The organism is Pseudomonas sp. DW-iso3, assembly GCF_058725305.1.
Map to the genome: position 1 here is coordinate 518,358 of NZ_JBZXDZ010000001.1, position 18,637 is coordinate 536,994.

Annotated in this window: 18 protein-coding genes; 8 read left to right on the forward strand and 10 right to left on the reverse strand. The window is 58.7% G+C overall.

What is annotated here, in order from left to right; translation table 11 throughout:
* Positions 1-15 precede the first annotated feature (15 nt).
* Together rnt and pyrC are read right to left on the reverse strand one after the other, a co-directional pair.
* Positions 16-687: a ribonuclease T gene (gene rnt / locus AC4PS7_RS02365; RefSeq protein ID WP_010212742.1), complete on the reverse strand. Its 672-nt coding sequence runs from the start codon at positions 685-687 to the stop codon at positions 16-18.
* A complete protein-coding gene (pyrC, locus tag AC4PS7_RS02370) occupies positions 684-1,730 on the reverse strand; it encodes a dihydroorotase (RefSeq protein ID WP_010212741.1) in 1,047 nt (348 codons plus the stop codon). Before pyrC ends, rnt begins: the two co-directional genes overlap by 4 nt.
* Positions 1,731-1,886: 156 nt before the next feature.
* Between pyrC and AC4PS7_RS02375 the strand changes: the two genes are divergently transcribed.
* The 3 genes from AC4PS7_RS02375 (at position 1,887) to AC4PS7_RS02385 (ending at position 5,398) form a co-directional block, all read left to right on the forward strand.
* On the forward strand, positions 1,887-2,795 hold the full coding sequence (locus AC4PS7_RS02375; protein WP_010212739.1) for a flagellar protein MotY: 909 nt from the start codon (positions 1,887-1,889) through the stop codon (positions 2,793-2,795).
* Between the two features lie 129 nt (positions 2,796-2,924).
* The gene (locus tag AC4PS7_RS02380) at positions 2,925-4,142 is read left to right on the forward strand and encodes an argininosuccinate synthase (RefSeq protein WP_010212738.1); all 1,218 of its coding nucleotides are present in this window, start codon (positions 2,925-2,927) and stop codon (positions 4,140-4,142) included.
* Between the two features lie 623 nt (positions 4,143-4,765).
* Positions 4,766-5,398, forward strand: a complete 633-nt coding sequence (locus tag AC4PS7_RS02385) for a response regulator transcription factor (RefSeq protein WP_010212736.1) — start codon at positions 4,766-4,768, stop codon at positions 5,396-5,398.
* An 84-nt stretch (positions 5,399-5,482) separates the two neighbouring features.
* On the opposite strand, the gene AC4PS7_RS02390 is transcribed toward AC4PS7_RS02385, so the two are convergent.
* The 4 genes from AC4PS7_RS02390 to metG all read right to left on the reverse strand — a co-directional run bounded on the left by AC4PS7_RS02390 (position 5,483) and on the right by metG (position 9,696).
* Positions 5,483-5,665, reverse strand: coding sequence for a PA3496 family putative envelope integrity protein (locus AC4PS7_RS02390; RefSeq protein WP_010212735.1), 183 nt, complete (start codon positions 5,663-5,665; stop codon positions 5,483-5,485).
* Positions 5,666-5,772: 107 nt separating this feature from the next.
* Positions 5,773-6,411, reverse strand: a complete 639-nt coding sequence (gene nth / locus AC4PS7_RS02395; protein WP_010212734.1) for an endonuclease III — start codon at positions 6,409-6,411, stop codon at positions 5,773-5,775.
* Positions 6,412-6,476: 65 nt separating this feature from the next.
* Positions 6,477-7,430 carry an electron transport complex subunit RsxB gene (gene rsxB, locus AC4PS7_RS02400; RefSeq protein ID WP_045791262.1) on the reverse strand — a complete coding sequence of 318 codons (954 nt, stop codon included), beginning with the start codon at positions 7,428-7,430 and terminating at the stop codon, positions 6,477-6,479.
* Between the two features lie 214 nt (positions 7,431-7,644).
* The gene (metG, locus tag AC4PS7_RS02405; RefSeq protein ID WP_021492527.1) at positions 7,645-9,696 is read right to left on the reverse strand and encodes a methionine--tRNA ligase; all 2,052 of its coding nucleotides are present in this window, start codon (positions 9,694-9,696) and stop codon (positions 7,645-7,647) included.
* Positions 9,697-9,867: 171 nt separating this feature from the next.
* Here metG and apbC point away from each other — a divergent pair, with 171 nt between their 5' ends.
* Entirely contained in the window at positions 9,868-10,962 is a 1,095-nt protein-coding gene (apbC, locus tag AC4PS7_RS02410) for an iron-sulfur cluster carrier protein ApbC (RefSeq protein WP_010212730.1), read from the forward strand.
* A gap of 490 nt (positions 10,963-11,452) precedes the next feature.
* Here the strand turns inward: apbC and fdxA are convergent, their stop codons facing one another.
* The 4 genes from fdxA to AC4PS7_RS02430 all read right to left on the reverse strand — a co-directional run bounded on the left by fdxA (position 11,453) and on the right by AC4PS7_RS02430 (position 15,532).
* Entirely contained in the window at positions 11,453-11,776 is a 324-nt protein-coding gene (gene fdxA, locus AC4PS7_RS02415) for a ferredoxin FdxA (RefSeq protein ID WP_003208688.1), read from the reverse strand.
* A 142-nt stretch (positions 11,777-11,918) separates the two neighbouring features.
* Positions 11,919-14,510 carry a DNA mismatch repair protein MutS gene (gene mutS, locus AC4PS7_RS02420; RefSeq protein ID WP_042571726.1) on the reverse strand — a complete coding sequence of 864 codons (2,592 nt, stop codon included), beginning with the start codon at positions 14,508-14,510 and terminating at the stop codon, positions 11,919-11,921.
* 169 nt (positions 14,511-14,679) lie between these two features.
* On the reverse strand, positions 14,680-15,051 hold the full coding sequence (locus AC4PS7_RS02425) for a hypothetical protein (RefSeq protein ID WP_010212726.1): 372 nt from the start codon (positions 15,049-15,051) through the stop codon (positions 14,680-14,682).
* Positions 15,044-15,532 (reverse strand): Panacea domain-containing protein, encoded by a 489-nt coding sequence (locus AC4PS7_RS02430; protein ID WP_010212724.1) that lies wholly within the window; start codon positions 15,530-15,532, stop codon positions 15,044-15,046. Before AC4PS7_RS02430 ends, AC4PS7_RS02425 begins: the two co-directional genes overlap by 8 nt.
* A gap of 267 nt (positions 15,533-15,799) precedes the next feature.
* On the opposite strand from AC4PS7_RS02430, the gene AC4PS7_RS02435 reads away from it, so the two are divergent.
* From AC4PS7_RS02435 to AC4PS7_RS02450, 4 genes are all read left to right on the forward strand, one after another.
* Positions 15,800-16,534 (forward strand): LexA family transcriptional regulator, encoded by a 735-nt coding sequence (locus AC4PS7_RS02435; RefSeq protein ID WP_010212723.1) that lies wholly within the window; start codon positions 15,800-15,802, stop codon positions 16,532-16,534.
* A gap of 597 nt (positions 16,535-17,131) precedes the next feature.
* Positions 17,132-17,476 (forward strand): phage holin family protein, encoded by a 345-nt coding sequence (locus AC4PS7_RS02440; protein WP_021492472.1) that lies wholly within the window; start codon positions 17,132-17,134, stop codon positions 17,474-17,476.
* Positions 17,477-17,497: 21 nt separating this feature from the next.
* Positions 17,498-18,013 (forward strand): hypothetical protein, encoded by a 516-nt coding sequence (locus AC4PS7_RS02445; RefSeq protein ID WP_010212719.1) that lies wholly within the window; start codon positions 17,498-17,500, stop codon positions 18,011-18,013.
* 3 nt (positions 18,014-18,016) lie between these two features.
* Positions 18,017-18,628, forward strand: a complete 612-nt coding sequence (locus AC4PS7_RS02450) for a phage baseplate assembly protein V (RefSeq protein ID WP_010212718.1) — start codon at positions 18,017-18,019, stop codon at positions 18,626-18,628.
* The last annotated feature ends 9 nt before the right edge of the window (positions 18,629-18,637 follow it).

An 18,637-nucleotide genomic window follows, 5' to 3' on the forward strand; every position in this document is an offset into this window, starting at 1 on the left:
CCACACGAGCTTTGCTCAGTCGTTGAAATCTTCCCAGCCGCCCATGTCTTTCCAGCGGTTGACGATGCCGCAGAACAGCTCGGCGGTCTTCTCGGTGTCGTAGCGAGCCGAGTGGGCCTCACGGCCGTCAAAGTCGATACCGGCTGCCTGACAGGCTTTCGCCAGCACGGTCTGGCCATACGCCAGGCCGGCGAGGGTGGCCGTGTCGAAGCTGGAGAAGGGGTGGAACGGGTTGCGCTTCATGTCCAGCCGCGCCACGGCGGCGTTCAGGAAGCCCAGATCGAAGCTGCTGTTGTGGCCGACCAGGATCGCGCGTTTGCAGCCATTGGCTTTCAACGCCTTGCGCACGCCACGGAAGATGTCGGTCAGTGCCGCTTCTTCACTCACTGCCATGCGCAGTGGGTGATCGAGCTTGATGCCCGTAAATTCCAAAGCGGCGGCTTCGATATTCGCGCCTTCGAACGGCTCGACGCGGAAGAAGTGGGTGTGTTCCGGGAACACGAAACCCTGTTCATCCATGCCGATGGTGGTCGCGGCGATTTCCAGCAGCGCGTCGGTAGCGCAGTTGAAACCACCGGTTTCTACGTCGATGACAACCGGCAGATAGCCACGAAACCGCTCGGCCATCGGGTGACGGGAACCGCCACCGCTGTGCTCGTGTTCGTCGTCGTAATGGTCTTCACTCACTTGCTTTCCTCCAGCAGGCGCCAGCGCAGTGTTTCACCGGCGCGCAGCGGGATGACAGTCAGCTCGCCAAACGGCAGGCTGGCAGGGGCGGTCCAGTCTTCACGGACCAGGGTGATGCGGTCGGTGTTCGCCGGCAGACCGTAGAAACGCGGGCCGTTGAGGCTGGCGAAGCCTTCAAGCTTGTCCAGGGCGTTACGTTGTTCGAACGCTTCGGCGTACAACTCGATCGCTGCATAGGCGGTGTAGCAGCCGGCACAACCACACGCCGCTTCTTTGGCGTGCACGGCGTGAGGGGCGGAGTCGGTGCCGAGGAAGAACTTCGGATTGCCGCTCGTCGCCGCATCCAGCAAGGCCACCTGGTGGGTGTTGCGCTTGAGGATCGGCAAGCAATAGAAGTGCGGCCGAATCCCGCCCACCAGCATGTGGTTGCGGTTGTACAGCAGGTGATGCGCGGTGATGGTCGCGCCGACGTTGGCCGAGGCCTCGCTGACGAACTGCACGGCATCGGCAGTGGTGATGTGCTCGAACACCACCTTGAGGGTCGGGAACAACTCGACCACGCGGCGCATATGCTCGTCGATGAAGATTTTCTCGCGGTCGAACACGTCCACGTCGCCACGGGTGACTTCACCGTGGATCAGCAGCGGCATGCCGACTTCGGCCATGGCTTCGATCGCCGGCAGGATCTTGTCGATACTGGTCACGCCGGAGTCGGAGTTGGTGGTCGCGCCGGCCGGGTACAGTTTGGCGGCGTGCACGAAACCGCTGGCCTTGGCCTCACGAATCTCTTCGGGCTGGGTGCGGTCGGTGAGGTAGAGCACCATCAACGGTTCGAAGCGGCTGCCGGCCGGTCGTGCAGCGAGGATACGCTGGCGATAGGCATCGGCTTGCTCGGCATTACGCACCGGAGGTACCAGGTTAGGCATGATGATGGCGCGGCCAAACGTGCGCGCTACATCGGCCACGGTGTGGGGTAACGCAGCACCATCGCGAAGATGAATATGCCAGTCGTCGGGACGCAGCAGGGTCAGGCGGTCGGACATTGGGGATTCCAGGCGGGTCAATCTGGTGGGAATGCTACCGGAAAAGACTCTATCAGGCACTCGCTATCAAGTTTTGCAGGATGCAACCGATAGCCTGGGGTATGCCTTATCGATGTATGACGCTTTGAAGTGTTGTAGAAACCAATGGAGCCTCCCGTGCGCCAGCAATATCTAGCCCTGCTCAGTGTGTTCGCCAGCCTCCCTGCAATGGCCCTCACGTTCCAGACGCGTCTGGAGAATATTGAGTGGAAGGTGGAAGGCGACCAGTTTGAGTGCCGACTGACCCAGCCGATCACCGATTTCGGTTCGGGTGAGTTCGTGCGCCGGGCTGGCGAGCAGGCGACGTTTCGTCTGAAAGCCTACAACGGCTCACTGGGTGCCGGTTCGGCCACGTTGCTGGCGGCCGCTGCGCCGTGGCAGCCGGGGCGGGGTGATATCAACCTCGGCGCCGTACGTGCCGGCAGTGGCGACGTATTGTTCAACAGTTCCCAGGCCCAGGCCGGGCGTCTTTTCAACGGCTTGCTGGAAGGGCGCAGCCCGACCGTGCGGCACTATGGGCGTGAAGGTGGCTATTCGGAAATCCGCCTGCTGCCGGTCAAGTTCAACAAGGCCTACAACGATTACCAACTGTGTACCGCCAAGCTGTTGCCGATGAATTATGACCAGGTGAAACAGACCGAAGTCGGCTTCCCCGGTGGCGGGATCGAGCTGGACGCGGCCGCCAAGAAGAAACTCGACGTGATCCTCGCGTTCATGAAAGCCGACCCGACCGTCAACCATATCGAGTTGAACGGCCATTCGGACAACAGTGGCAACCGCCTCACCAATCGCGACGTCTCGCGCCGTCGCGGCCTGGCGGTCATGGACTACTTCAAGGCCAATGGAATCCCGGAATCGCAGATCACTCTGCGGTTCCACGGCGAAAGCTACCCACTGGCGCCCAACACCAATGCGGCCAACCGGGCACGCAACCGGCGCGTGAATATCCAGCTTGAACGCGTGGCAGCCCCCGAGAAACCGGCGCCTCAGGCCACCGGTCCCAGTAACGCCGCGCACACGTCATAAGGTGCGACCATCGGTCGCCCGCTCGACATAATCTGTCGCTTTATCTTCATTTGCTGTCGCGCCCCTGTAAATCCACGGTTTTGGTCGGTAGAATCGACGCCTTTCCGTACAACCCCGTGGAGTGATGGCATGGCCGACGTAAACAAGGTCGTTCTCGCGTATTCCGGCGGCCTGGACACTTCGGTGATCCTCAAGTGGCTGCAGGATACTTATAACTGTGAAGTGGTGACCTTCACCGCTGACCTGGGTCAGGGTGAAGAGGTCGAACCTGCACGTGCCAAGGCGCAAGCCATGGGCGTGAAAGAGATCTACATTGACGACCTGCGCGAAGAGTTCGTCCGCGATTTCGTTTTCCCGATGTTTCGCGCCAACACCGTCTACGAAGGCGAGTACCTGCTGGGTACCTCCATCGCACGTCCGCTGATCGCCAAGCGCCTGATCGAAATCGCCAACGAAACCGGCGCCGACGCCATTTCCCATGGCGCTACCGGCAAGGGCAACGACCAGGTACGTTTCGAACTGGGTGCCTATGCACTCAAGCCAGGCGTGAAAGTGATTGCCCCTTGGCGTGAATGGGACCTGCTGTCCCGTGAAAAGCTGATGGATTACGCTGAAAAGCATGCAATCCCGATCGAACGTCACGGCAAGAAGAAGTCCCCGTACTCGATGGACGCCAACCTGCTGCACATCTCCTATGAAGGCGGCGTGCTGGAAGACACCTGGACCGAGCACGAAGAAGACATGTGGAAGTGGACCGTCTCCCCGGAGAACGCGCCCGACAAGCCGCAATACCTGGAACTGACCTACCGCAACGGCGACATCGTCGCGCTGGACGGCGTCGAGATGACCCCGGCCACCGTGCTGGCGACCCTGAACCGTATTGGTGGTGAACACGGTATCGGCCGTCTCGACATCGTCGAGAACCGTTACGTGGGCATGAAGTCCCGCGGCTGCTACGAAACCCCAGGCGGCACCATCATGCTGCGCGCCCACCGCGCCATCGAGTCCATCACCCTGGACCGCGAAGTGGCTCACCTCAAAGATGAGCTGATGCCCAAGTACGCCAGCCTGATCTACACCGGCTACTGGTGGAGCCCTGAGCGTCTGATGCTGCAGCAGATGATCGACGCCTCCCAGGTCCACGTGAACGGCGTCGTGCGCCTGAAGCTGTACAAGGGCAACGTGATCGTGACCGGTCGCAAGTCTGACGAGTCGCTGTTCGACGCCAACATCGCCACCTTCGAAGAAGACGGCGGTGCTTACAACCAGGCAGACGCAGCAGGCTTCATCAAGTTGAACGCATTGCGCATGCGCATTGCAGCCAACAAAGGTCGCTCGCTGTTCTAAGTCTCAGCGTGTTATGAAAAATGGCCCCTTGTTCAAGGGGCCATTTTTTTTGCCTGTGGTTTTGTATCGTCTTTTGATGTTTATGACGTTTAAACAGGTGTGGATATTTTTTCTCGAAATCTTTATCAACGGTGGGTTTGAATGAATTGTTGTTGAAAGTTTGTAGGGGGAATGAATTTTTTACATCTTTGTAGGAACTGGTCTTACAGATAATTCACTCATACAAGTGCGGCGAAGATGCAAAACACTGAATAGTCTGTAGGAATCAAGGATGTAAGAAAATATGTTGAATGGAACTAAAGCAGACGGATCGTTCTGGCCGTTTTTCCCCGCTGCAAGCGAGAGGCAAGGGGCATTTCCTGAGAGTCATGTGCGGCACGTTTACCCAACCCCCTATAAGCCAAGGATATTTCACTCAAAGTATGTAAGTCCCAGGAAAGGTCTGAAAGGCTCCATAAAACCGGATGCCTCCGAGATGGCGTTTTTTTGTAGGGCAATTCTTTTATCGCTGTGGGGTGGGTCTCTGCTTGCTGTTGCTTGGGGGGGAACGCTATGCCAACTAGGAAACGACTAGGCTATTGTGCTTGCTCTAAATAATTCGAACAGCGAAATTGGACTTTCTCATGAATAAAGTGCTGATCGTGGATGATCATCCCGTCATTCGTCTTGCTGTGCGTATGCTAATGGAGCGTCATGGTTATGAGGTCGTTGCCGAGACCGATAACGGTGTCGATGCGTTGCAACTTGCACGGGAGCATATGCCGGATATTGTGATACTGGATATCGGGATTCCAAAACTTGATGGGCTGGAAGTTATTTGTCGACTGTCTTCTACCAAGCAGCCTGCACCGTTCAAGGTGCTGGTGTTGACGTCCCAGGCACCTGGACATTTTTCCATGCGCTGCATGCAGGCGGGGGCTGCGGGCTACGTGTGCAAGCAACAGGACCTCACCGAGTTGCTGAGTGCCATCAAGGCGGTCTTGTCGGGCTACAGCTACTTCCCGAACCAGGCGCTCAACTCGGTACGCTCCACCATGGGCAATGCCAGCGAGGCCGATATGGTCGAGCGCCTCTCCGGGCGGGAAATGATGGTATTGCAGCAGTTGGCGCGGGGCAGGACCAACAAGGAGATTGCCGACGGCATGTTCCTCAGCAATAAGACCGTGAGCACCTACAAGACGCGTTTGCTGCTCAAGCTCAATGCGCGTTCGCTGGTGGACCTGATCGAACTGGCCCAGCGTAACGGCTTGGTATAGAGGAGGACATCGTACAGCGCATTGCCCGGGTAACCGGCAGAAAAAAGCCTCCGTGAAGGAGGCTTCCGGCTGTCGATCGCTCGATCAGAAATCGAAGTCGTAATCGGCCAGCTGTTTTTGCAAGCGTCGTTCTTCCAGCAGATTATCGATAGTACGGCGTTTGCTCAAATTGGTCTTGGCGACCTCTGCCTCAGGTGCCTCTGCTACATCGTCGTCCGACTCAACGAGGTCGTCTTCCACTTCCAGTTGCTCTTTGCCAGTGCTCATAAGGTTCACTCCGGGCTAAGACTGCCGTTGGCGCTCCTTATAACGATAATCCATGATCCGGTAAAAAAGATTTTTTCAATCGACTGATTGGGAAAACCAATGATCCGTCAATCGTCGGACGTCTTGTCCTTGTATTCGCACAGGTCTTCGATGCGACAGCTGCCGCAGCGTGGCTTGCGCGCCTGGCAAACATAGCGTCCGTGAAGGATCAGCCAGTGGTGGGAGTCCAGCAGATACGGCTTGGGCACGAACTTCATCAGCTGCTTTTCCACCTCCACCACGTTCTTGCCACGGGCGATGCCGGTGCGGTTGCTGACCCGGAAAATATGGGTGTCCACGGCCATGGTCAGTTGCCGGAACGCGGTGTTGAGTACCACATTGGCGGTTTTGCGGCCGACGCCAGGCAGGGCTTCCAAGGCTTCACGGGTTTGCGGTACTTCGCTGCCGTGCAGCTCCACCAACAAGCGGCAGGTTTCGATGACGTTCTTGGCTTTGCTGTTGTACAGGCCGATGGTCTTGATGTACTCCGACAGCCCGTCCACCCCCAAGGCATAGATCGCTTCGGGGGTATTCGCCACGGGATAGAGCTTTGCCGTGGCCTTGTTCACGCCGACGTCCGTGGATTGAGCCGACAGTATCACCGCAATCAGCAACTCGAACGGCGTGGTGTAGGCCAGTTCGGTTTTGGGTTCTGGATTGTCTTCGTGGAGCCTGCGGAAAATTTCCAGGCGTTTTGCGGCGTTCATGGGGTGGGGTTTTCCTGGCAGTCTATCGGCGGGATTGTAACAAGACACACAGCAGGTTATGCAGGTCAGGTGTTGCCGTGGGCATCCACTTGGCGCTGCGCCTCGTCTAAGTGGTGTTGCGCCTCGGCCAGTTGCTGCGGGCTGGCATTCAAGTCCTTGGCCTTCTTCAATTCCGCGCGGCGCATCGCCAGTTGGATTTTGGCGCGTTTCAGGTCGCCAGTACTCACCGCTGTACCCGCTGCCTTCGTTGTGGTGCCCAGCTCCAGCGCCGTCAGCGCGTGTTCTGCCGCTTCGAACTGTTGCTGCAAGACGATCAACTGTGACTGCTGTTCAAAGGTGGGAGGGTGACCGAAGGCCTTCAAGGATTTATGCAGTTGGGCGCGACTCATAGCGACCGCAATTTTGGCTTTTTTGATCGCAGCATCCTGTGCTGTAGCCGCCTGCACAGGTAAAACCGGCACTGAGCGTTTGGCCCGAGCCACGCGTTCAGCAAGCTTTTGCGCTTCTTCCCGTTGCAGCCGCGCATTACGTTGCTCATAACGCCGCCTTGCCCGGTCGCGTTTGAGGCTGCGCTCATGGCGTTGCTGATCTGTGATGGTCAGGTCTCCCACGATCAGTACGGTGGTTGTCGGGCGCATTTCAATGCAGTCAACGGGGCAGGGCGCGACGCACAGGTCGCAACCGGTGCACTCATCGACGATGACCGTGTGCATCAGCTTGGCGGCGCCGACAATGGCGTCCACCGGGCAGGCCTGAATGCACTTGGTGCAGCCGATGCACTCGGCTTCGCGGATATAGGCGATCTGTGCCGGGGCTTCTCCTCGACTGGTATCGAGTTCCAGCACCGGCACGCGCAGCAATTGCGCAAGACCTGCAAGCGTCTCCTGGCCGCCAGGCGGGCACTTGTTGATCGCTTCGCCTTGAGCAATACCCTCGGCGTAAGGCTTGCAGCCTGGGTGCCCGCATTTGCCGCATTGGGTCTGAGGCAGCAGCGCGTCGATACGTTGAATGAGGTTCATGCTGTGATCATGGGCATGCCGGTTAAGCAAACTGGGCTTAGTGCGTGGTTGAGCGTTCTTGTGGCGAGCGGGCTTGCCCCGCGATGGGCTGCAGAGCAGCCTATCATTGCCAGCGCGGTTTTACAGATAGAACCGGGTGCGTGGTGTAGGGCCGCTTCGCGACCCAGCGCGGGCAAGCCCGCTCACCACAACCACACCTACAGACCTTGCAGGATTACTTGATGCGCTGACCCGGCTTGGCGCCGCTGTCAGGGCTGAGCAGGTAGATCTCTTCCCCACCAGGGCCGGCCGCCATCACCATGCCTTCGGACACGCCGAATTTCATTTTTCGAGGCTTGAGGTTGGCGATCATCATGGTCAGGCGACCATCGAGCTTGGACGGGTCCGGATAAGCGCTCTTGATCCCGGAGAACACGTTGCGTTGCTCGCCACCGAGGTCCAGGGTCAGGCGCAGCAGCTTGTCGGCACCTTCCACGGCTTCAGCTTTCACGATCAGCGCGACACGCAAGTCCACCGCGGCGAAAGCGTCAAAGTCGATTTCCGCAGAGATCGGGTCTTTGGCCAACTCGCCATTGCCAACGGGTGCAGCCGAACCGGTATCGGTCTGGCTGGCGACCAGGTCTTCTTTCGAAGCGTCGGTCATGGCCTGGACTTTGACCGGGTCGATGCGGGTCATCAGTGGCTTGAACTCGTTCAACTGATGGTTGCTGAGCAAGGTGGCGTGATCGTTCCAGGTCAGTGGCGCCACATTGAGGAACGCCTCGGCGTCGGCAGCCAGCAGCGGCAGCACCGGCTTGAGGAAGATCACCAGTTGGCGGAACAGGTTGACACCCGTGGCGCAGATCGCCTGGACTTCCGCCTGCTTGCCTTCCTGCTTGTTCAGCGACCACGGCGCCTTGTCGGCGATCCAGGCGTTGGCGCGGTCGGCCAGGCCCATGATCTCGCGCATGGCGCGGGCAAAGTCGCGGGCTTCATAAGCATCGGCAATGCTGGGTGCGGCGGCCAGGAAAGCGTCGGTCAGTTCCGGCGCAGCGTTCTCGGCCACCAGCAGGCCTGCGTTGCCCTTGTGGATAAATCCGGCACAACGGCTGGCAATGTTGACGACCTTGCCGACCAGGTCCGAGTTGACCTTCTGCACGAAGTCTTCCAGGTTCAGGTCGAGGTCGTCGACGCCACGGCCCAGCTTGGAAGCGTAGTAATAGCGCAGGTATTCCGGCGACAAGTGGTCCAGGTAGGTGCGCGCCTTGATGAAGGTGCCACGAGACTTGGACATCTTCTGTCCGTTGACCGTCAGGTAGCCGTGCACCGCAATGCCCGTCGGTTTGCGGTAGCCCGAACCTTCAAGCATCGCCGGCCAGAACAGTGCGTGGAAGTTGACGATGTCCTTGCCGATGAAGTGGTACAGCTCGGCCGTGGAGTCCTTGTTCCAGAACGCGTCGAAGTCCAGCTCCGGCGTGCGGTCGCAGAGGTTCTTGAAACTGGCCATGTAGCCGATCGGCGCGTCCAGCCACACGTAGAAGTACTTGCCCGGCTCGCCCGGGATCTCGAAGCCGAAGTACGGCGCATCGCGGGAGATGTCCCACTGCTGCAGCCCGGCGTCCAGCCATTCGGCGATCTTGTTGGCGACGGCGTCCTGCAAGGTGCCGCTGCGGGTCCAGGTTTGCAGCATCTGCTGGAAATCCGGAAGCTTGAAGAAGAAGTGCTGGGAGTCCTTGAGCACCGGGGTGGCGCCAGAGATCGCCGACTTGGGGTTCTTCAGTTCGGTGGGCGCGTACGTCGCACCACATTTCTCGCAGTTGTCGCCGTACTGGTCTTCAGTGCCGCATTTCGGGCAGGTGCCCTTGATGAAGCGGTCGGCCAGGAACATTTTCTTTTCCGGGTCGAAATACTGGGTCACCGAACGCTGGTCGATATGCCCGGCTTCTTTCAAGCGCAGGTAGATCTGGCTCGACAGCTCGCGGTTTTCTTCGGAGTGGGTCGAATGGAAGTTGTCGAAATCCACCAGGAACTCGGCAAAGTCGGCGCTGTGTTCAGCCTGCACGTTGGCGATCAGTTGTTCCGGGGTGATCCCTTCCTTTTCGGCGCGCAACATGATGGCCGAACCGTGGGCGTCGTCCGCGCAGACATAAATGCATTGATTGCCGCGATGCTTCTGGAAGCGCACCCACATATCGGTCTGGATGTACTCAAGCATATGGCCAAGATGGATGGAACCATTGGCATAGGGCAGGGCGCTGGTGACGAGGATCTTGCGTGGCTCGGACATGGGGCTCGGCTACTTGATGAAACGGAGGTCGGCCACTATAAAGCGCCGGGAAATATATTTCACCCCGTGACGCTGTTTCAGAATCTTCCTGACCTGCGAAAGCATGCCGTTACGCCGCTGGAACGGTTAGGATAGCCGCCTGTTTCAGTCAGTCTTTTTCGGGAGTAGCCCATGAGCGCCGTCAATCGCGCAGCGGTGGAAGCCGTGCTTCGCCAATACACCGACCCCTATTTGAACCAGGACCCGGTCAGTGCCGGCTGTGTGCGTTCCATCGACGTCCAGGGCGACCAGGTGTCGGTCCAGCTGGAACTGGGCTACGCCGCCGGCCTGTTCAAGAGCGGCTGGGCGCAGATGTTGCAGATGGCCATCGAAGGCTTGGACGGCGTGCGTTCTGCCAAGGTCGATATCCAATGCGTAATCGCCGCGCACAAGGCCCAGGCGCAGATCCCGGGCCTGGCCAACGTCAAGAACGTGGTGGCTGTGGCCTCCGGCAAGGGCGGCGTGGGTAAATCCACCACGGCCGCCAACCTGGCCCTGGCCCTGGCCCGCGAAGGCGCACGCGTGGGCATTCTCGACGCGGATATCTACGGCCCGAGCCAAGGCGTGATGTTCGGCATCGCCGAGGGCACCCGACCGAAGGTCAAGGACCAGAAGTGGTTCGTGCCGATCGAGTCCCTGGGCGTGGAAGTGATGTCCATGGCCTTCCTCACCGATGACAACACGCCGATGGTCTGGCGCGGACCGATGGTCTCCGGCGCCTTGCTGCAATTGGTCACCCAGACCGCCTGGGGCGACCTTGATTACCTGGTGATCGACATGCCGCCAGGCACGGGTGATATCCAGCTGACCCTGGCACAGAAAGTCCCGGTCGCCGGTTCGGTGATCGTCACCACGCCCCAGGACCTGGCGTTGCTCGACGCAAGGAAAGGCGTGGAGATGTTCCGCAAGGTCAATATCCCGGTGCTGGGCGTGGTGGAGAACATGGCGGTGCACATCTGCTCCAACTGCGGCCACGCCGAGCACTTGTTCGGCGAAGGTGGTGGCGAGAAGCTGGCCACCCAGTACGGCGTGGAGTTGCTGGCTTCACTGCCATTGTCGAGGGGGATTCGTGAGCAGGCTGACGGCGGCAAGCCGACTGTTGCGGCGGAGCCTGATGGCCAGATCGCTATGGTGTATCAAGAGCTTGCCCGTCATGTGGGCGCACGTATTGTGCTGCAGGAAGCCGCAGCGCCAGCGATGCCGACGATCACGGTCAGCGACGACTGAGAATCTGGAAGGGAAAGAGCCTCGACAGCGTCGGGGCTTTTTCATGTCTGGACGGCGACAAAGGGAGAGATTTCTCATTTACGCAATTGGTCGTGTAAGCATTTGCTTACTTTTTCGTAAGCGTTTGGTTTTTTTACCCGCCAAGTACGTCCTATTTAGTCGAAAGATTTTTCTATCTTATTGAAAGATAACAATTAATTAACGGGTGTTGAGCGCGAAAGTCTGCCTGCCATAGGAATGGAACCCGTTGAACTTCCTTTGGAACTCTCTAACATCAGTCCTGTGTCCACGGATTGGCACAGCCATCAAGGACCGATGGTTGAAGGAACGTCGCAGGATGCGATTCATCAGGATGATGAAAAGGAATACAGGGACTAGGGAAAAAATGTGGGCGGGTCATACCGCCCCTTTTTTTTGCCTGCAGGAAAGTGAAACCCACCTTCCAGAAACGCAAAAAGGCCCGCAAGGGGCCTTTTGGGAGGCGACGCTATCAGCGTTCGAGGTCTGCAATCTTGCCTTTTTTGCCATCCCACTCCGCTGCATCCGGCATCGGGTCTTTGCGTTCAGTGATATTCGGCCAGATTTCCGCCAGCTCGACGTTCAACTGAATGAATTCCTGCATCTCTGCCGGGACTTCATCCTCGGAGAAAATAGCGACGGCCGGGCATTCAGGCTCACACAGGGCGCAGTCGATGCACTCATCCGGGTGGATAACCAGGAAATTCGGGCCTTCGTAGAAGCAGTCCACCGGACACACTTCGACGCAGTCGGTGTACTTGCACTTGATGCAGTTGTCGGTAACGACGAAGGTCATTTCTAATTTTCTCCTCAGGCGGCGGCAGCGAAACTCTTTGTGGCAGGGCTCGCGAGGTTCGGGAGCGATAGTCTGCAGGCCAGGCTAAAAGCCCGCAGCATCCCAAACCGCGCGAGAGTCTACCAGCTTGCAAGCCTTAGCGTTATATCCGAGTCTTCAGTGCATATAACATTTCGAGCGCTTTTCGCGGCGTCAAGTCATCCAGGTCAAGCTTTGCCAGCTCATCCAGCACCGGATGGGGCAGGCTGGCGAACATGTCGCTTTGATGCGGTGCGGCCGGTTTGCTGGAGGCTTTGGCGGGGCTGGCTACCGCCGTTTCATGGGGCAGGGCCGTGGTTTCCAGGCGGCTGAGGTGTTCGCGGGCACGGGTGATCACGTCATTCGGCACACCCGCCAGTTGGGCCACGGCCAGGCCGTAACTCTGGCTGGCCGGCCCCGGCAGCACGTGATGCAGGAACACGATACGCTCGTTGTGCTCGGTGGCGTTCAGATGCACGTTGGCCACTAGCGGTTCGCTCTCCGGCAAAACAGTCAGCTCGAAGTAGTGGGTGGCAAACAGGGTGTAGGCACGCAAGTGCGCCAGGCGCTCGGCCGCCGCCCAGGCCAGGGACAGGCCGTCGAAGGTGCTGGTGCCGCGGCCCACTTCGTCCATCAACACCAGGCTGCGTTCGGTGGCGTTGTGCAAGATGTTGGCGGTCTCGCTCATTTCCACCATAAACGTCGAACGGCCACCGGCCAGGTCGTCGCTGGAACCGATCCGGGTGAAAATGCGATCCACCAGGGACAGCTCGCAACTGGCCGCCGGCACAAAGCTGCCGATATGCGCCAGGAGCACGATCAAAGCGGTCTGGCGCATGTAGGTGGATTTACCGCCCATGTTCGGACCGGTGATCACCAGCATGCGGGTATCGTCGTCCAGCGACAGATCGTTGGCGACGAACGGCGTGGTCAGCACCTGCTCTACAACCGGGTGGCGACCTTGCACGATGCGCATGCACGGCTCGCTGACAAAACGCGGGCAGTTCAGGTCAAGGTTCAATGCACGTTCGGCCAAGTTGCTCAGTACATCCAGTTCGGCCAGGGCGCTGGCGGTGTCCTGCAGCGGCGCCAACTGGCTGATCAGGTCTTCAAGCAGGTTTTCATAGAGCATCTTCTCCCGAGCCAGGGCGCGGCTCTTCGCCGACAGCGCCTTGTCTTCGAATTCTTTCAGTTCGGGAGTGATAAACCGTTCGGCACCTTTCAGTGTCTGGCGACGTTGATAGTCGATCGGCGCCGACTCGGCCTGCTTGCTCGGTAATTCGATGAAATAACCGTGCACGCGGTTGTAGCCGACTTTCAGGTTGGCCAGGCCGGTACGGGCTTTCTCGCGGGCTTCCAGGTCAATCAGGAATTGCCCGGCGTTCTCGCTCAGGGCTTGGAGCTCGTCCAGCTCGCTGTCGTAACCGGTCTTCAATACGCCGCCGTCGCGGATGATTGCCGGCGGGTTGTCGATGATGGCTTTTCCCAGCAACGCCGCCAGTTCCGGGTAAGTACCGGCCGTGACTGCGAGCTGTTGCAGGTGCGGCGTATCCAGTTCGGTCATCGCCGCTTGCAACTGTGGCAAGGCTGCGAGGGCATCACGCAGGCGCGCCAAGTCGCGCGGGCGCGCATTACGCAGACCGATACGCGCCAGGATGCGCTCGATATCGCCGATTTCCTTCAGCTGTGGCTGCAGCTTTTCAAAGCGATAGCCGTCCAGCAGGCAAGTAATAGACGTCTGACGCGCCTGCAGCACGCTCAAGTCGCGCAGCGGACGGTTCAGCCAGCGGGTCAGCAAGCGGCTACCCATGGCCGTCTGGCAACGGTCGACCACCGATTGCAGGGTGTTGTCACGCCCGCCGGCCAGGTTGGTGTCCAGCTCCAGATTGCGACGGCTTGCGCCATCGAGCACCACGGTATCGTCCAGACGCTCATGACGCAGGCTGCGCAAATGCGGCAGGGCCGTGCGCTGGGTTTCCTTGGCATAGCCCAGCAAGCAACCTGCTGCACCGATGGCCAGGGTCAAGGTTTCACAACCGAAGCCTTTAAGGTCCTGCACCGAGAACTGCTGGCACAGGCTTTTCAGCGCCGAATCGCGTTCGAAGTCCCACGGCGCACGGCGCTTGGCCCCACGGCGTTTTTCAGCCGGCAGATCCTTCGGCCAATCATCCGGGATCAACAACTCCACGGGGTTGATACGCTCCAGCTCCGCCAGCAGGTTCTCCCAGCCTTTGATCTCCAGCACGCTGAAGTTGCCACTGGTGATGTCCAGCACCGACAGGCCGAACAGGCGCTCGTCGCCCAACACCGCTGCAATCAGGTTGTCGCGGCGCTCATCCAGCAGCGCCTCATCACTCACCGTCCCCGGCGTAATAATGCGCACCACCTGACGTTCCACCGGCCCCTTGCTGGTGGCCGGATCGCCGATCTGCTCACAGATCACCACGGACTCGCCCAATTTCACCAGTTTGACCAGATAGCCTTCCAACGAATGGTAGGGAATCCCACACATCGGAATCGACTGCCCTGCCGACTGCCCGCGCGCTGTCAGGGTGATATCCAGCAACTTGGCGGCCTTCTTCGCGTCTTCGTAGAAGATCTCGTAGAAGTCGCCCATGCGGTAGAACATCAGCTGATCAGGGTGCTGGTTCTTGAGGCGCCAGTACTGCTGCATCATTGGGGTGTGGGAGGACAGGTCTGAAGTGGTTTTACTCATTGGGTCGTAGGCAAATTCGTTGAAAGGAGTGGGGCAAATGTGGGGCATTCCGCCCTGCGATTTTGCGATGGGCGCAAGGTTAACACGCAAGGTCGGGGCTTCGCAGGTCGCGTACGGTTAGTAAAGTGCAGGACGAAAGTCAGGGGCGGAGAGCAGGCTGTAAGAGCCGTTATTTTGCCCTGCGGCCACTGGCGGGGAACAAGCCTCGGATAACGCCGAGAAAAGCGGCAAACAAATTGATTGAGGTTGCGGTAGTGATAGCAATCAACACGTTATCGGAAAAGGGGGCTTTGCCGGAGTAGTACGTTGACCAACCGTTCCACACAAGTAACACCGCCCAAAAGATCACGCCGCACGCAGCAAACCAGAAAGCACGCCCCGCATATTTCTTGCGCAGCAGCCGTTCAGCCTTCTGATCTTTCAGGTTTTGGTTTCTTTCGTCGTCAGCGCCTACTGCCTGCTCGCCTCCGGGTTGGGAGTCCTGGTCGGGCCCTGATGCGGGGGGCAGGGTCAGTTCCAGGGTGTCGAGTTCCTCATTCACGGTTGCGGCTCTTTGGGTGAATGAGCTGCGCCATTTCCTTCCAGTCAATGGCGGAACCATCCGCGCCCCTGAGTGCCCAGGCGGTACCTTCCTCGTGGGAGAGGTTGGACAGTTGGGTGCCCGACCACTTGCCGTATTTATTGATAATGCGGTCAATCAAACGATGGGCGTAGGTGTCGCTTTCAGGAATTCTCGGGGTTACGAAGACGATGTCTTCGACGTCGGGCTTAAGGTTGCTGAGCAGCGACGTCACCGGGCGGCTGCCGTAGGATTTCAGCTCATGATAGAGCGATGGAATGACCGGGCCGTATTGCCAGCGGGCAAAGTGGTCATCCATAAGGGGGAGCTCCCTTTCACGCAGATGCCAGGACTGGGTGTAAAACAGCAGCTTTTGAAGCTTCATTGGAGTCAAGCCTGCAAGCTTGCCTTCCTTGGCGCGTTCAATGAAGGCGTTAGCAACAGCTAGAGCTGAATAGGCCATGAGCACCTCCGGAATGGCTGGCTACGTTGTTACAGAGTTTCATATATAGGCTCGGGCTTGTCGACATGCAATGACGTCGGCTGACTGATGTCGTGTTGTTTCCCGGCCTGGTTTGAAAAGCTGTATCCAGTGTGGTGGATAGTAGTGAGTAGACCACTGTTTGCATAGCCAGTATTTTGTGTCAAATTCCAGCGCAATAGGGATGAATGCATAAATTATGCAAATTAGCATTTGCTAATGCTAAAAACCCCCGGCACTATCCACGTTATGCAAAAACGCAACGTTTCTATCGTCTTACGCGAACTGCTGGACCGCGACCGGATCTCCCCCACGGAGCTTCACCGGCGTACCGGCGTGCCTCAATCCACGCTGTCCCGGATCCTCAGCGGCAAGATCGTTGATCCGTCGGACAAGCATATTTCCCGCATCGCAGAGTACTTCCGCGTCAGCACTGACCAGCTGCGCGGGCGCGCGGCAGTTGGCGTTTCGCGGGAGGACGGTCGCGACCCGATGCATTCGGAACTCAAGGACATAAGCCTGTGGGATGACGACACGCCCGTTAATGACGACGAGGTGTCGATCCCCTTTCTGCGCGAGGTTGAATTGGCTGCTGGATCAGGAAGATTCGTCATCGAGGAAAGCGAGAAGGCCAGCTTGCGGTTCGGCAAGCGCAGCCTGCGTCATAACGGCGTGCAGTTCGACCAGGCCAAGTGTGTGACGGTGCGTGGCAACAGCATGTTGCCGGTGCTGCGTGATGGCGCGACGGTCGGGGTGAATGCGGGCAAGAGTGGCATTGGCGATATCGTTGATGGCGACTTGTATGCCATCAACCACAACGGCCAGTTACGGGTGAAACAGCTCTATCGCCTGCCTTCCGGGATTCGCCTGCGCAGTTTCAATCGCGATGAGCACCCGGATGAGGACTATAGCTTCCAGGATATCCAGGATGAGCAGATCAGCATCCTCGGCCATGTGTTTTGGTGGGGCATGTACGCGCGTTAACCTTCTTCTGTAAGACGAAGCCCGCCAACGAGCGGGCTTTTTTTCGTCTGTGAAAAACCACCAAACCCGCTGCCCATAAGGTCGAAAATGCATTCGTGCATTTGTGCGGTAAAAATAAATGCATTTGTGCATTGACTGTATATGCATAAATGCATATTCTTCGTCTCAAGCCAGCCAACAAGGTGGTGGAGGCGGCAAGGATGCTGCCAAGGAAGACAAGGAAGGCACGCAACACCGGCAAGGACGCCATCCGAGCGATGGCAAGGAAGCCAGCAACACCGGCAAGGATGCCGACGCTCTTTAGTTTCACCGCTTTACAAGAACAGGCAGCGATGAACCGGCCTTAACGGTTCAGAGGGTTGGCAACTGACCCGGGTGTGCAGCGTAAAGCACCAGAAGCAGTTATCCGGCAGACAAGGATCGTGGTCGGAAAAACATCTCAGGAAAGAACCGTACCGCGCCAGTAGCGCCGAACGTTCGAATATGGACCGCATTACTGAAAAGCCCGGGCGACCGGGCTTTTTGGAATGCCTACCTATAAATGGATTTACCCAAGAGCCGGCCCTGTGCCGGGAGTGCTCAGCCAGGAGGCGTGACATGACAAACGAGCAGCAAGCGTTAGCGGAAATGCCTATCTGGCTGGTGATCGTACTGGCCCTGATCGGTGGTGTATCCGGCGAAATGTGGCGCGCCGACAAGGAGGGAGCCCGCGGTTGGTCGCTGGTACGGCGCCTGGCCTTGCGGTCCGGAGCATGCATGGTCTGCGGCGTTTCAGCGTTGATGCTGTGCTACGCCGCCGGCATGTCGATCTGGACCGCCGGCGCCATTGGCTGCCTGACCGCTATGGCCGGCGCCGACGTGGCCATCGGCCTTTATGAACGCTGGGCCGCCAAGCGCATCGGGGTCGACGAGACCCCAACTTCTCGCCCGGATCAGCAGTAACCGCTGCAAGGATGTAAGCAGATGACACTTCTCGAAAAACCTTCCCAACTGCCCGTGGCGATTGGGGAGGCGCTGAAGAGCGCTTTCCCACAACTGCGCGTAGGCAATCACCATGACTTTCCTGGAACGGGCGATAAAACTGGCATTTTGATCAGCGTGGAGCGCAACGGCCCTGGCATTCGCTCGCTTGCAGGGCGCAAGGCGCACGCCTTGTCGGTTTCACTCAGGGTCATGGTTGCCGGTGGGTCGGCACCTTTTGATGCTTGCGATCTGGCCAGCCAACTGATGGACCTGGCCCTGGATAACCGCTGGGGCCTGCCGCCTGATCAGTGCGACCTGCCTACCGCAATTGTCGCTGCCCCTTCCGCGCGCTCCGGTGCGGAAACGGACTATGACACCTGGACGGTTTCCTTTACCCAAAACCTCTATCTCGGTCCGTTGCTGCTCGAGGATCCTACAGGCAAGCCGTTATTTGCCCGCACCTGGGAAGTCTCTGACATCAACGATCCGGATCAATATCGCCCACTGCAGGAGTAATCCATGTTTGATGCATTGCTACGCATGCAACTCGGGCCGATTGTCGAGCGCCTGGCAGAAATGGAAGCCCAGTTGGAAGACCTGTATCGACGTGCAGATAGCTTCTGCCGGATTGGCGTGTGCCAGGAGGTCGACGCCGCGACTAATACCTGCAAGGTCAGCCACGGTGATTTGCTCAGCCCAGCGATCCAGTTTTTCAACCCGAGTGCGGGGGCGCAAACCGAAACCCGCATCCCCTCTGTGGGCGAACAATGCCTGCTGCTCAATTACGGCGGCGGGGAAGGAGGCGCGCAGTCCGTCGCCTTGTTCGGCCTCAACAGTAGTCTCTTTCCACCCGTGTCCGACGTTGCCTCGCTGACGCGGCGTCGCCATCAGGACGGCACCCAAAGTGACTACGACGACGCCAGTCACATTTTCAACTGGGTCAACGGCCCGACTACGTTCAGTGGCTCTCGCGAGCAGGTCGACGTCAAGGTTGGCGCCGCCAGCCTGACCCTGAATGCCCAGAGCATCACCCTGCAACTCGGCGTCACCGGCGTGTTGCTGGATGCCGCCGGTGTGCATTTGAGCGGCCCGGTGGTGGATCACCAGGGCCGCGTGATCAGTCGCGCATAAGGAGTTGCC